The 12,737-nt window shown below is 60.4% G+C and carries 11 protein-coding genes and 1 tRNA gene; 11 read left to right on the top strand and 1 reads right to left on the bottom strand.

Translation table 11 applies throughout. The features are described 5' to 3' along the window. Nucleotides 1-9: 9 nt before the first annotated feature. The gene (locus ACUZ9P_RS07540; protein ID WP_209818796.1) at nt 10-807 is read right to left on the bottom strand and encodes a sulfite exporter TauE/SafE family protein; all 798 of its coding nucleotides are present in this window, start codon (nt 805-807) and stop codon (nt 10-12) included. 303 nt (nt 808-1,110) lie between these two features. On the opposite strand from ACUZ9P_RS07540, the gene ACUZ9P_RS07535 reads away from it, so the two are divergent. The 11 genes from ACUZ9P_RS07535 to ACUZ9P_RS07485 all read left to right on the top strand — a co-directional run bounded on the left by ACUZ9P_RS07535 (nt 1,111) and on the right by ACUZ9P_RS07485 (nt 12,735). Next, nucleotides 1,111-2,067 (top strand): aspartate carbamoyltransferase catalytic subunit, encoded by a 957-nt coding sequence (locus ACUZ9P_RS07535; protein ID WP_449249248.1) that lies wholly within the window; start codon nt 1,111-1,113, stop codon nt 2,065-2,067. Beyond that, entirely contained in the window at nt 2,064-3,323 is a 1,260-nt protein-coding gene (locus tag ACUZ9P_RS07530; protein WP_209818795.1) for a dihydroorotase, read from the top strand. Before ACUZ9P_RS07535 ends, ACUZ9P_RS07530 begins: the two co-directional genes overlap by 4 nt. 30 nt (nt 3,324-3,353) lie before the next feature. Next, the gene (locus ACUZ9P_RS07525) at nt 3,354-4,814 is read left to right on the top strand and encodes an NAD-dependent succinate-semialdehyde dehydrogenase (protein ID WP_449249247.1); all 1,461 of its coding nucleotides are present in this window, start codon (nt 3,354-3,356) and stop codon (nt 4,812-4,814) included. 20 nt (nt 4,815-4,834) lie between these two features. Further along, entirely contained in the window at nt 4,835-5,734 is a 900-nt protein-coding gene (amrB, locus tag ACUZ9P_RS07520) for an AmmeMemoRadiSam system protein B (protein ID WP_209818791.1), read from the top strand. Nucleotides 5,735-6,019: 285 nt separating this feature from the next. Beyond that, nucleotides 6,020-6,346, top strand: coding sequence for a hypothetical protein (locus ACUZ9P_RS07515; protein WP_022657962.1), 327 nt, complete (start codon nt 6,020-6,022; stop codon nt 6,344-6,346). After that, nucleotides 6,339-7,133 carry an ABC transporter ATP-binding protein gene (locus tag ACUZ9P_RS07510; protein ID WP_449249246.1) on the top strand — a complete coding sequence of 265 codons (795 nt, stop codon included), beginning with the start codon at nt 6,339-6,341 and terminating at the stop codon, nt 7,131-7,133. Before ACUZ9P_RS07515 ends, ACUZ9P_RS07510 begins: the two co-directional genes overlap by 8 nt. Further along, nucleotides 7,130-8,293, top strand: a complete 1,164-nt coding sequence (locus ACUZ9P_RS07505; protein WP_298995713.1) for a SufB/SufD family protein — start codon at nt 7,130-7,132, stop codon at nt 8,291-8,293. Before ACUZ9P_RS07510 ends, ACUZ9P_RS07505 begins: the two co-directional genes overlap by 4 nt. Before the next feature lie 99 nt (nt 8,294-8,392). Then, nucleotides 8,393-8,468 (top strand) — tRNA-Ile (locus tag ACUZ9P_RS07500). A gap of 174 nt (nt 8,469-8,642) precedes the next feature. Next, entirely contained in the window at nt 8,643-9,188 is a 546-nt protein-coding gene (locus ACUZ9P_RS07495) for an AAA family ATPase (RefSeq protein WP_449249245.1), read from the top strand. 266 nt (nt 9,189-9,454) lie between these two features. After that, nucleotides 9,455-10,738, top strand: a complete 1,284-nt coding sequence (locus ACUZ9P_RS07490) for a molybdopterin molybdotransferase MoeA (protein ID WP_449249244.1) — start codon at nt 9,455-9,457, stop codon at nt 10,736-10,738. A 38-nt stretch (nt 10,739-10,776) separates the two neighbouring features. Then, nucleotides 10,777-12,735, top strand: coding sequence for a molybdopterin biosynthesis protein (locus tag ACUZ9P_RS07485; protein WP_449249243.1), 1,959 nt, complete (start codon nt 10,777-10,779; stop codon nt 12,733-12,735). The last annotated feature ends 2 nt before the right edge of the window (nt 12,736-12,737 follow it).

Raw genomic sequence — 12,737 nt, 5'->3', positions numbered from 1 at the left:
GGGTCTACGTTACACCAGGCCCCAGATCATCTTCAAGGCCACAAGGATCAAAAAACAGGCAAAACCTTTCTTGAGCTTGGCCGCAGGCAACGCATGCGAAAGCTTTGCTCCAAGCGGAGCGGTCATAAAGCTGGCTGTGGCAATACCCAGCAGCGCCCACAGGTTCACAAAGCCAAGCGACATGGCGGGTAGATCGGGCCTGCCCCAGCCGCCCACAATAAAGCCCAGCGTTCCTGCCACGGCAATGGGAAAACCAATGGCGGCGGAGGTGCCCACGGCATGGTGCAGCGGCACATTGCAAAAGGTCATGAACGGCACGGAAAGCGTACCGCCGCCGATACCCACAAAGCTCGACACGAGGCCGATGACGCCGCCCACGCCGGCGGTTCCCATCTTGCCGGGCAGATCACGGCTGGCCGGGGGCCGGTAGTTGGAGAGCATCTGCGCCGACACAAAAAGGATAAAGCAGATAAAAAATATCTTCAGGAACATGGTGGGCATATGGGTAGCAACAAGACCACCGAAGAACGTACCCACAAGGATGCCGGGGGTAATGGCCTTGAAAATATCCCAGTGCACGGCGCCGCGGGCATTATGCGCCCGCGCGCTGGAGATGGAGGTGATCATGATGCTGGCAAGCGAAGTGCCGAGCGCCATCTGCTGCACATACTGGGGGGGAACTCCCACTGTGGGGAAAATGGCAACCATCAGGGGCACCAGAACAATACCGCCGCCAACACCCAGAAGCCCGGCCAGAACACCGGCCACAGCCCCGCACAAGACGTAGGCCACAAGAGACACAAGCATGTGGTTCTCCTCGCTGAAGATACTTACAGCCGCGCCGCAAAAAACGTCTGCGTTGGTGCGCGGTACGCCCTACAACTAGACAATGCCCCTGCAAGCGTCAACCGACTTTTTGCTTTACAAAGCGTCCAAGCGCGCCTACATTTGCTACTTATGAAGACCAACGCCCGTTTGCGCAATTTCCTATGGCAGGGCAAGCACAGCGCCCCCGGCCTCCCTGATTTTTTTCGCATTTGCAGGCGTTTTTCGTATTCCCCCGTTGTATAGCAACGGGGATTTTTTTTGACCTTTTTACCACGCAACGTCATGAATACCGACAATCGCTACCACTGGCCCCACAAAGACCTGCTGGACGTCACCCAACTGAGCGCGGAAGACACCATGCACCTGCTGGACCTGGCCGCCAGCTTTCAGGAAATCAACAGCCGTCCGGTCAAGAAGGTGCCAACCCTCAAGGGCAAGACCGTTGTGCTGTTTTTCGTGGAAAACAGCACCCGCACCAAGACGTCCTTTGACGTGGCGGGCAAACGCCTTTCCGCCGACACCTATTCCCTGGCAAAATCAGGCTCAAGCCTGAACAAGGGCGAAAGCCTCAAAGATACGGGGCTCACCCTTCAGGCCATGGGGCCGGATGTCATTGTCATCCGCCACCCCAGCAGCGGCGCGGCGCGCTTTCTTGCGGAGCTGCTGCCCTGCGGCATTGTCAACGGAGGCGACGGCTGGCATGCCCACCCCACGCAGGCCCTGCTTGACTGCTACAGCCTGCGGCAGGCATGGCAAAACCGCTTTGCCGGGCGTACCCTGCTGATTCTGGGCGACATTGCCCACAGCCGCGTGGCCCGGTCAAACATGCATTTGCTCACCATGCTGGGCGTCAAGGTGCGCCTGTGCGCCCCGCGCACCCTGCTGCCTGCCGGTGTGGATCACTGGCCCGTGGAAATCTACACGGAGCTGGACAAAGCCGTGCGCGATGTGGACGCCGTCATGTGTCTGCGCCTGCAACTTGAGCGCCAGCAGGCGGGCCTTTTGCCCGACCTTGCGGAATATTCCCGCCGTTTCTGCCTTGGCTCCAGCCAGATGGCCCTTGCCGCGCCCGAAGCCAAGGTTTTGCATCCCGGCCCCATGAACCGTGGGCTTGAGATTTCCAATGACATAGCAGACGCCCCCGCGAGCCTGGTGCTGAATCAGGTGGCCGCAGGCGTCGCCACGCGCATGGCCGTGCTCTATCTGCTGGCCACGCGCAACGATGGAGTACGCGCATGAGCCTCTTGATAAAGAACGCACGCCACCTTGAAGCCCCGGTAGACCTGCTGGTACGGCACGGCAAAATTGTCACCATGACCCCGGCAGGTCACCATACCTACGACAGCCGCGAAGTTTTTGACGCCCACGGCCTTGTGCTCATGCCAAGTTGCATCGACGCCCACGTGCACCTGCGCGAACCGGGCTTTGAATACAAGGAAGATATAGCCTCCGGCCTCGAGGCCGCGGCTCGGGGCGGCTTTGGCGCAGTGATGTGCATGGCCAACACCAAGCCTGTCAACGACACGGCCAGCATCACGCGCGCCATGCTCGACAGCGCGCGCAAGAGCCATCCCAACGGCCCGCGCCTCCACCCCATTGCCGCCGCCACCGTGGGCCTCAAGGGCGAGGAAATGGCCCCCCTCGCGGAACTCAAGGAAGCAGGCTGCGTGGCTGTTTCCAACGATGGCCGCCCGCTGGAAAATGCGGAGCTTGTGCGGCGCATCATGGAATACGGCGCAGACCTTGATCTGGTGCTCATAGACCACTGCGAGGACCCGCAACTGGCTAAGGGCTGGCGCATGCACGAAGGCGTGACCAGCGGTCTGCTCGGCGTCAAAGGACAGCCCGCCGCTGGCGAGGCCAATCAGGCCATGCGCGACATCATGCTGGCCGAATACCTTGGCGTACCCGTACATATTGCCCATGTTTCCGCAGCGCTGACCGTTGACTGTATCGCCTGGGGCAAGGCGCGCGGCGTCAAGGTGACTGCCGAAACCTGCCCCCACTATCTGCTGCTGGATGAAACCGCCCTTGAGGGCTACAACACCCAGGCCAAGGTCAGCCCGCCCCTACGCACCGCCGCAGACCGCGAGGCCTTGCGCCGCGCCGTGAAAAACGGCACCATCGACATACTCGCCACAGACCACGCCCCCCACGCCGCCCACGAAAAAGAAGGCACCCTGGACGATGCCATGTGCGGCTTTACCGGGCTTGATCTGGCTGTCAGCCTCACCTGGGGGCTGGTGGCCGAAGGCGTGCTGACAGAGGCCGATGTGCACCGGCTGTGGAGCCGCCGCCCGGCAGAAATTTTCAACCTGCCCTGCAACGGCTTTACCCCCGGCGATCCAGCAGATTTCTTCCTGCTTGACCCGGACGAAACATGGGTTCCCGGGCCGGAAAACCTCTATTCCAAAAGCTGCAACACGCCATTTCTGGGTCAGACCCTGCGCGGCAGGGTCAAGCACCACTGGATAGACGGCATGCAGCTGTTCTGATGCCCTGCGGGGCTCATGACGGGGGGTTTTATGTACCGTATTCTGCATGATCAGGAGCTGTTCCGCAGCCAGTGCCTCATCAACGGGCACTGGCGCGATGCGGCCGACAAAAGCGTTATTGAAGTCATTAATCCCGCCAACGGCAAACAGTTGGGCACCGTGCCCAACTGCGGCGAGGCCGAAACCCGCGAGGCCATTGAGGCCGCGCAGGCTGCCTTTGCTGTCTGGAGCGCAAGAACTCCTCTGGAACGGGGCGCTCTACTCCACGCCTGGGAACGCGCCATTGCCGATAACATTGAAGATCTGGCCCGCCTGCTTACCCTTGAAGAAGGCAAGCCCCTGGCCGAGGCCAGAGCAGAGATCCTTCAGGGTGCATCGTACTTTCCCTGGTTTGCGGAAGAAGCCCGCCGCTTCAGCGGCGAGGTCACGCCCGTATACCGCCACGGGGTGCAGGCCCTCACCCGTCATGCCCCTGTGGGCGTGGCTGCGGCCATCACGCCGTGGAACTTCCCCATGTCCATGATCCCGCGCAAGGTGGCCCCTGCGCTGGCGGCAGGCTGCACCATGGTGGTCAAACCTGCCAGCGCCACGCCTTACAGCGCGCTGGCAATGGCGGAACTGGCCGTGAGGGTGGGCATCCCAGCCGGTGTTTTCAACGTTGTTACGGGCAGCGCGCGGCGCATCGGCAACGAGATCACCTCCAACCCGCTGGTGCGCAAGCTCAGTTTTACCGGCTCAACGGCGGTGGGGCTGCAACTGGCAACCCAGTGCGGGCCTACGCTCAAGCGCATTTCCATGGAGCTTGGCGGCAACGCGCCCTTTATTGTGTTTGACGATGCGGACATGGACAAGGCCGTGACAATGGCCATGGCCTGCAAATTCCGCAATGCCGGGCAAACCTGCATATGCGCCAACCGTTTTCTGGTGCAGAGCGGGGTGATGGAGACCTTCGCCACCAATCTGCTCGATCACATCAGCGCCCTGCGCGTGGGCGACGGCCTCAAGCCGGAAACCGACATGGGGCCGCTTATCAATGCCGATGCAGTGGCCCACACGGATGCTCTGGTAAAGGACGCCGTGAAAAAAGGCGCGCAACTGCTGTTTGGCGGCAAGCCCCACAGCCTTGGCGGCAATTTTTACGAGCCGACCCTGTTGTTGGGCCTGAACCCGCAGATGCGCATTTTCCGCGAGGAAATATTCGGCCCGGTGGCCGCCCTCATGACTTTTGACGATGAGGAAGAAGCCATTTCCCTTGCCAATGATACGGAATTCGGCCTGGCCTCATATATCTGCACGCGCGACATGCCGCGCATCTGGCGGCTGTTCAACAAATTGCAGTACGGCATGGCTGGCTTTAATGATGCGGGCCTTGCTGCTGCCGAAACACCCTTTGGCGGCGTGAAATTCAGCGGCATTGGCCGGGAAGGCAGCCGCGAGGGCCTTCAGGAATACATGGAAACCCACTATGCCCTGCTGGGCGGGCTGAACTGACGCGCCAGCGAGGAGTACTCATGCCCGAACGTGAACCAGTCGCAGCCGGGCGTTTCTATCCCGCTTCGCCCGGTGAGCTGCAAAAGGAAATCAGGTCATACCTCACGGCTGGAAAAGCCTTGTCGGCAACTGCGCCCATTGACGCAAAGCGCAAGGCGTCCGCAAGCCTGTGCGGCCTTATGCTTCCCCATGCTGGCTATGTATACTGCGGTAAGGTGCTTGGGGCCGCGCTCATGAGCCCCTGGAACAAAACGACAGCCGGAGCCAGCCTGCCGGAGCGGCTCGTGCTGCTCTGCCCCAACCACACGGGCAGAGGCGCGCCCCTCGGCGTGTGGCCGGATGGCACGTGGCGTACCCCGCTGGGCAGTGTTGACGTGGATGCGGAACTGGCCGCCAGCCTGTGCGGCAAGGGCGGTTTTACGCCTGACCTGCACTCGCACCTTGGCGAGCATTCCATAGAAGTCCTGCTGCCTTTTCTGCAATGCATGCCGCCGCAGGGAACGCCCGGCGCGACCCGCCGCATCACCCCTGTGTGCGTGGGCACCATGCAGCACAAGGCCCTGCAGGATGCGGGGCTTGCGCTGGCGGAGGTCATCCGCCAGTACGAAAGCAAGGGCGAACGGATCGGCATCATCGTCAGCTCCGACATGAACCATTACGAAGACCAAGAAACCACCATGCGCAAGGACGCCTTCGCCCTTTCGCAGGCGCTGGCCTGCGACCCGGAAGGTCTGCTCACCATGGTGCAGCGTGAAAAAATCACCATGTGCGGGGCGGCCCCCATGGCCCTGGCCCTGTTTGCCGCCCGCGCCCTGGGCGAACCGTGGGCGGAACTGTGCCTGTACGACACTTCAGCCACGGCATCGGGCGATACCCGCAAGGTGGTAGGCTATGCCGCGCTGAGGTTTGGCCTTGCCTGAGGGTTCAGCATGACGCCCCGGCACAGATAATTCTTGCCCGTCAGGCACTGCTGCGCGGCAGTGGGGAACTAAACCCTGCTGCCGTGCAGTGTAGCGTGATCTTGCCTGTACATTTTTACCATATCTGACATATGCCGCATATCCGGCAAAGGCGCGCCAGCATTTGAACAGCGCCGCTACACCTCGCCACGCTCCAATAAAGACAGGCAGCTGAATGCGCCGCATCTCTGGACAGGGGGTGGCAAGTTTGCCACTATGCGGCATCACAAAACCAAGGGGATTACCATGGAAGTGTGCATCGCTTATCTGCGTGGCAAACCGATCATGCTGGAGCTGCGGGACGGCATCGCCTATCTCGACAACGAGCCCCAGCCCATCAAATATCTCGATGAAGCAAAACTCCAGGAATTCAGCGATTCCATTCGGGCCATTCCGTATTCCGCTGATCCTGGCTATGAAGCGCTGGTCAATTCCAAGCGCGCGAACTTTATTGTCAGCCTGATTGGCAGCGCCGTGGGCGAGGAATGCGTCTCCAGGCTGACCCATATTCTGGATCACGTGCATTACGATGTGCTGGAGTATCTGGGCGAAACCGGAGAAGAAGATGCTTGAAATCCGTGACCTGCACGTTTCGGTCAAGGGCACGCCCGTGCTCAAGGGCATTGATCTGCACATCTGTCCAGGCGAAACATTCATTCTTTTTGGCCCCAACGGCTCCGGCAAAACCACCCTGCTCATGACCCTCATGGGCTTTGCGGGGTATGAGGTTACGCAGGGCCAGATTATCTACAAAGGCACAGACATTACCCACGCGCCCATGTACGAGCGTGCGCGCCTTGGCATCGGTATGTCGTTTCAGCGGCCCCCCACCATTCATGGCCTGCCCACGGGCAAGCTGGTGGAACTGTGCGGGCGCGGGCGCAAGATGGATATAGAAGACATGGCCCGCAAGGTGCATTTTGACCATTTTCTCAAGCGCGATGTGAACGCGGGCTTTTCCGGCGGCGAAATCAAGCGCTCCGAACTGCTGCAACTCATGGCCCAAAAGCCCGATCTGCTGCTCTTTGACGAGCCGGAATCCGGCGTTGACCTTGAAAACATGGCGCTTGTGGGCAAAACCGTGCGCTACCTGCTTGACGGCACGCCCGACCGATGTTGCGCCACGCTGCGGCAGCGTGAAAAGGTGCGCTCCACCAGCGGTCTTATCATCACCCACACCGGCCATATTCTCGAATACGTCAATGCCCACCGCGGGCAGGTCATGTATCAGGGCAAGCTGTGCTGCGAGGCGCGGCCCCGCGAAATTCTGGATCACATCGCTACCCATGGCTATCAGGAATGTCTGCGCTGCCTCACCGGCGACATGCTTGGCAAAATTGCGGAGGCGCCCCTTAAATGAGTTCTGTCAATCTTTCCCGCTTTCAGTTCAGCGGCGGCGAAAACGCCGCACCCATTGAAAACCTCGCAGCCCTGCCCCGCGAAGATCAGGAACGTCTGGTGCTGGCTGGCATCGATGTGAACGACAGCACCGCCAGCGGCGCGTTCATGCAGCTCAACCACGCGGGCGTGCACTGCGAAACGCGCCATGAGGGGCTCGACCTCATGGACATCCGCACGGCGCTGAAAAAGTTCGACGGCCTGCCCCAGTATTACTGGAAGCTGCTGAATCCTGAAAAGGACGAGTTCACGCGCATGGCGCAGGAGCACTGCAACGGCGGCTACTTTGTGCGGGCGCGCAAGGGCGTCAAAATCGCCCAGCCCGTGCAGTCCTGCATGTTCATCAAGGGGCACGGCGCGGGCCAGAGCATCCACAATATCGTGATTGTTGAAGAAGGCGCCGAGCTGCACATTCTTGGCGGTTGCGCCACTGCGCACGATGCCAACGATGCCGCCCATCTGGGCGTCACCGAGTATTATGTGGAAAAAGGCGGCAAGCTGACCTTTACCATGATTCACAACTGGGGCAGCAGCACGACGGTGCGCCCCCGTTCTGCCGGGATTGTGGAAGCCGGGGGCGAGTTCCAGAACAACTACATTCTGCTCAAGCCTGTGGGCGACCTGCAAATGTACCCCACCATGACTCTGGCTGGAGCCGGAGCAGTGGCCCGCTTCAACTCTGTTGTGGTGGCCCCCACAGGCTCCTATGTGGACTGCGGCAACCGCATCGACCTTGCGGCCCCCGATACGCGCGGCGAAATCATCTCGCGCGTTGTCACCACGGGCGGCACGGTCATCAACCGGGGCTTTATCGGCGCTTCCGCCGCTCCCGCCAAGGGGCACCTTGAATGCAAGGGGCTGATTCTTGGCGGCGGGCGCATGCACGCCATCCCCGAGCTGGACAGCAACCAGGACGGCGTGGAGCTTTCGCACGAGGCCGCGGTGGGCAAGATCGCGCAGGAGGAAATTGAATACCTCATGGCGCGCGGTCTGGACGAAGACGAAGCCGCCGCCACCATTGTGCGGGGCTTTTTGAACGTGGACATCATGGGCCTGCCCGCCCCGCTGAAAAAGGCCATGGACGAGCAGATTTCCTTGTTGGAAGCAGGCAACGCCATGTAGTAGGGGCTGGTTTGGCGACGTGCCGGAGCTGCACGCCAAAAACCACCCAATACACGCACTTGACCGAAGCCAGCCTTGCAGCTATATTTCCCCTCCTTGGGGCCTATAGCTCAGTTGGTAGAGCCTCCGGCTCATAACCGGCCCGTCCCAGGTTCAAGTCCTGGTGGGCCCACCAAGAACTGTTCAGACAAAGTCCGCCGAAGTTGCACAACTTCGGCGGACTTTGCGTTTTGTGGAAACTGCCCCCACAAAAAAGCGGGCGTTGCTTGAAGTGAATACTGCGTCACTTGCCCGTGAATAACGCATTTGCCTGGGTAGCGCCCAGGCACTTCAACGACAAGGACAAAAAATGCTGTTGATATTCTGCGGTCTGCCGGGAACAGGCAAAACTACAATAGCGCGCAAGGTCGCTCAAAAACTTTCCGCCGCATACATACGCATAGACAGTTTGGAACTGGCGTTTGTTCGTTCCGGGTTGGCAAAAAGTCAGTGGGATTTAGGTCCAGCTGGGTATATTACCGGCTACGCTTTGGCTGCGGACAATCTACGTCTAGGGCTTTCGGTTGTGGCAGACTCAGTGAATCCATTACGAATTACCCGTGACGCATGGCGGGATGTCGCTGTTCAAGAGGGCGTTGATTATCTGAAAGTTGAAATCATCTGCTCGGATACGGAGCAACATAGGGAAAGGGTCGAAGGCCGGTCGCCAGACATTCCCGGCCTTGTTCTGCCCGATTGGCAAAGTGTAGTTAACCGAAAATATGAGCCTTGGGACAGAGAGCACCTTGTTTTAGATACTGCAAAGCTACAGGCTGATGCGGCCGTCAGTGAAATATTTAATGCACTTGGCGGGCATGTTGCCCATGCCCCGATATTCCAGGCATTCACGCTCTAAGCCGAGATGACGGCAAACAATGACTGAGCATTTATTTCCTGCCCCTGGTCTTGGTCTGATCCACCAAAACAAAGTGCCATTTCCCTAACCATCTCTCCTGCCGCGCAAGCGAGGGAGACCAATCAATCACGGAATGATTGATGACCATCCACAGACCGCTTCTGCGCACTTACCATCCCTTGCGCAAATCGTATTGCCCTTTACCCCCGTTTGCGCCAGTATTACCATAGATTTCATACCGTCGCGCACATGAACCGGAGGGCCGGGTGAAGCCTTTTTTGACATTGCAATCAGTTGAATCGGTGCTTGAGCATATTCGGGCCTTTCCCCTTTTGGGTGAAGAGCGCGTCCAGCTGGACGATGCCCTTGGTCGCGGACTTGCCCAATGCTTTTCGGCAACAGAAGACCTGCCGGGATTTGACCGCTCCACCGTTGATGGTTTTGCCTGCCGCGCCCGCGATGTTTTTGGCGCGCAGGAGGGCAACCCCGCTCTGGTGGAATGCGTGGCCGACTGCCGCATGGGCGAAGTGCCGGATATCAAGCTCGAAGAAGGACAGGCCGCGCGCATTCTCACCGGGGGCATGCTGCCACAGGGTGCGGATTGCGTGGTGATGGTTGAATACTCCCGCCCTGCGGGAGGCAACCTCATTGAGATTACCCGCAGTCAGGCTCCGGGCGACAATGTTATTTTTCGCGATGATGACGCAACCGCAGGGTCTTTGCTGCTGCAAGCCGGGCACCGCCTGCGCCCACAGGATATTGGCCTGCTGGCGGCTTTTGGCGTGGTGGAGGTGGAGGTGCGCCGCAAACCGCTGGTTGCCGTGCTCTCCACGGGCGACGAGGTTGTCCCCAGTTCCGCGACTCCGCCGCCGGGCAAAATCCGCGACATCAACGCCCACAGCATTGCAGCCCTCTGCCGCGAGGCTGGCGCGCAGGCCGTGAGAGCCGGGATTGTCAACGATGACGCCGCCAAGCTCAAAACAGCCGTAACCCAACTTGCAGAGATGCATGACGTGGTGGTGGTTTCCGGCGGCTCCTCTGCGGGCATGCGCGATCACACCGTGGAGATTTTTGAGTCCCTGCCTCAGGCTCAGTTACTTGTGCACGGAGTTGCCATCAGCCCCGGCAAACCCTTTATTCTGGCCAAAGCCATAGTAAACGGGCGCACAGTCTGCCTTGTGGGCCTGCCCGGTCATGTCGCCAGCGCGCTTGTCTGCGCCCGCGTATTTCTTGCTCCCTTGCTGGAGCATCTGCAGGGGCGTGCCGATTCCGCAAAACAACCGCAGGTTCCCGCAGTGCTTGCACGGTCTGTTGCTTCTGCACAGGGCAGGCGCGACTATCTGCGCGTGAAACTGCGCCCCCTGCCCAGCCAGCCCCCCACGCAAACGCAGTCAAGCCAAACCCTGCAACCGCTGTACGAGGCGGAACCCATCATGGGCGCATCGGGCCTTATTTCAGGCATTGCTGCGGCAGACGGCCTCATGGTCTGCCCTGAAAATCGCGAAGGCTACGATGCGGGCGACACCGTAATGGTGGAACTTTTTCGCTAGACCAGTATGCGTCTGGCACTATTGCTGGGAGAATTATCTTGAAGCGCAACACCTATCTGACCCTGCTGCCCCCGGAAGAAGCCCGCGCCAACTGGTTTTCATGCCTTGACGCCAAAGCCTTCGCCCTTGGCGAAGAACGCATCCCTCTGGCGCAGGCCCTGCGCCGCGTGCTCAGCAGGCCCGTGGCTGCCCTGCGCTCATCCCCGGCATTTCACGGCGCGGCAATGGACGGCATCGCCGTACATGCGGAGGATACATTCACCGCCTCTGCCCGCACCCCCTTGCGCCTCAAAATCGGCGAGCAGGCCCACTGGATCAATACCGGCCACCCCTTGCCGCAGGGCTGCAATGCCGTAGTCATGATGGAGAACATCAATACCGAGACCGAAAAGGATTCTCAGGGCGAATCGCAGTGGGCCGTCATTGAAAAGGCCGCCTTCCCCTGGCAGCACGTGCGCAAAATGGGTGAAGACATGGTGGCTACAGAGATCATCCTGCCGCCCGGCACGTGCATTGGCCCCTACGACCTTGGCGCGCTGGCGGCTGGCGGCGCGCTTGAAGTACCAGTATTCCGCCGCCCCCGCGTTTCCATCATCCCCAGCGGGTCGGAAATTGTGCCGCTGGTGGATGCGCGTGAGGAGGACCTGCGCGCAGGCCGTGTGCTGCCCGAATTCAATTCACTGATTTTTTCGGCCATGATCACGGAGGCCGGGGGCGAAGCCGCCACCCTGCCTGTGGTTCCTGACGATCCTGAAGCCATACGGGCCGCCATTGCCAGCGCCATTGCAACTGCCGATATGGTCATTCTCAACGCCGGGTCTTCGGCTGGCAGCCACGACTTTACGGCCCATGTGCTCGGGCAGATGGGCACTGTGGTGACGCACGGCATTTCAGTCATGCCGGGCAAACCCACGGTGCTGGCGGTGGTCAACGGCAAGCCCGTGGTGGGTGTGCCGGGGTATCCGGTTTCTGCTGGCATATCCATGGAAGAATTTGTTCTGCCCTTGCTGGCCCTGTGGCAGAAACGAGCCATGAGCGAACGGCAGAAGATCACTGCGGTTCCCTGCAATCCCCTGCCCTCGCGCCCCGGCATGGAAGAAAGACTGCGGGTCAAACTGGGCTGCGTGGGTGATACGGTTGTGGCCGTGCCCCTGCCGCGCGGCGCGGGCACCATAACCAGCCTCAGCCGGGCCGACGGCATCATTCGCATTCCACGCGACAGCGAAGGCTGCAATGCCGGGGAACCCGTTACAGTTGAACTGCTGCGCCCCGCCACGGCCCTTGCGGGCGCACTGCTTGCCATCGGCAGTCACGACAACACGCTTGACCTGCTGGACAGCATGCTGCGCAAGGCGCATCCGCAGTACCGGCTCACCTCGGCCCATGTGGGTTCGCTGGGCGGCATCATGGCGCTCAAGCGCGGGCAATGCCATCTGGCGGGCAGCCATCTGCTCGACCCGGCAAGCGGAGTGTACAACCGCAAGGCCATTGAGGATAATCTGGAAGAGCCCACCGTGCTACTGCGTCTGGTGGACAGGGAACAGGGAATTCTGACCGCGCCCGGCAACCCCCTTGGCATCAACAGCATTGAAGACCTCGCCAAGCCGGGGGTACGCTTCATCAACCGCCAGCGCGGCAGCGGAACCCGCGTGCTGCTTGATTACCGCCTGAGTTGCCTTGGCATCGCGCCCACAAGCATCAACGGCTACCGCGACGAGGAATATACCCACATGAACGTCGCTGCGGCTGTGCTTTCCGGCCGGGTGGATGCCGGGCTTGCCGTGCGGGCGGCAGCCAACGCGCTGGGCCTGCCATTCACGCCCATTGGTGTTGAGGAATATGATCTGGTCATTCCCCGGCGTTTTTTTGATGGGGATGCGGTTCAGGCCCTGCTGGATGTTATCCGCAGCGAAGCATTCCACCAGACAGTGGAGGGCATGGGCGGTTACGGCACGGAAAAAACCGGGCAGATTATCTGGGAATACTCCGGAAAATAGGA

This window comes from Desulfovibrio intestinivivus, from assembly GCF_053570665.1.
The sequence above is the reverse complement of the archived record's forward strand: the minus strand, read 5'-3'. Positions and strand labels throughout refer to the sequence as shown.

Bases quoted from the DNA above. Each gene is read 5' to 3' on its own strand.
- amrB (WP_209818791.1), top strand. From the start codon at position 4,835: ATGCCCGAACGTGAACCAGTCGCAGCCGGGCGTTTCTATCCCGCTTCG.
- ACUZ9P_RS07505 (WP_298995713.1), top strand. From the start codon at position 7,130: ATGAGTTCTGTCAATCTTTCCCGCTTTCAGTTCAGCGGCGGCGAAAAC.
- ACUZ9P_RS07535 (WP_449249248.1), top strand. From the start codon at position 1,111: ATGAATACCGACAATCGCTACCACTGGCCCCACAAAGACCTGCTGGAC.
- ACUZ9P_RS07495 (WP_449249245.1), top strand. From the start codon at position 8,643: ATGCTGTTGATATTCTGCGGTCTGCCGGGAACAGGCAAAACTACAATA.
- ACUZ9P_RS07530 (WP_209818795.1), top strand. From the start codon at position 2,064: ATGAGCCTCTTGATAAAGAACGCACGCCACCTTGAAGCCCCGGTAGAC.
- ACUZ9P_RS07540 (WP_209818796.1), bottom strand. From the start codon at position 807: ATGCTTGTGTCTCTTGTGGCCTACGTCTTGTGCGGGGCTGTGGCCGGT.
- ACUZ9P_RS07515 (WP_022657962.1), top strand. From the start codon at position 6,020: ATGGAAGTGTGCATCGCTTATCTGCGTGGCAAACCGATCATGCTGGAG.
- ACUZ9P_RS07525 (WP_449249247.1), top strand. From the start codon at position 3,354: ATGTACCGTATTCTGCATGATCAGGAGCTGTTCCGCAGCCAGTGCCTC.
- ACUZ9P_RS07510 (WP_449249246.1), top strand. From the start codon at position 6,339: ATGCTTGAAATCCGTGACCTGCACGTTTCGGTCAAGGGCACGCCCGTG.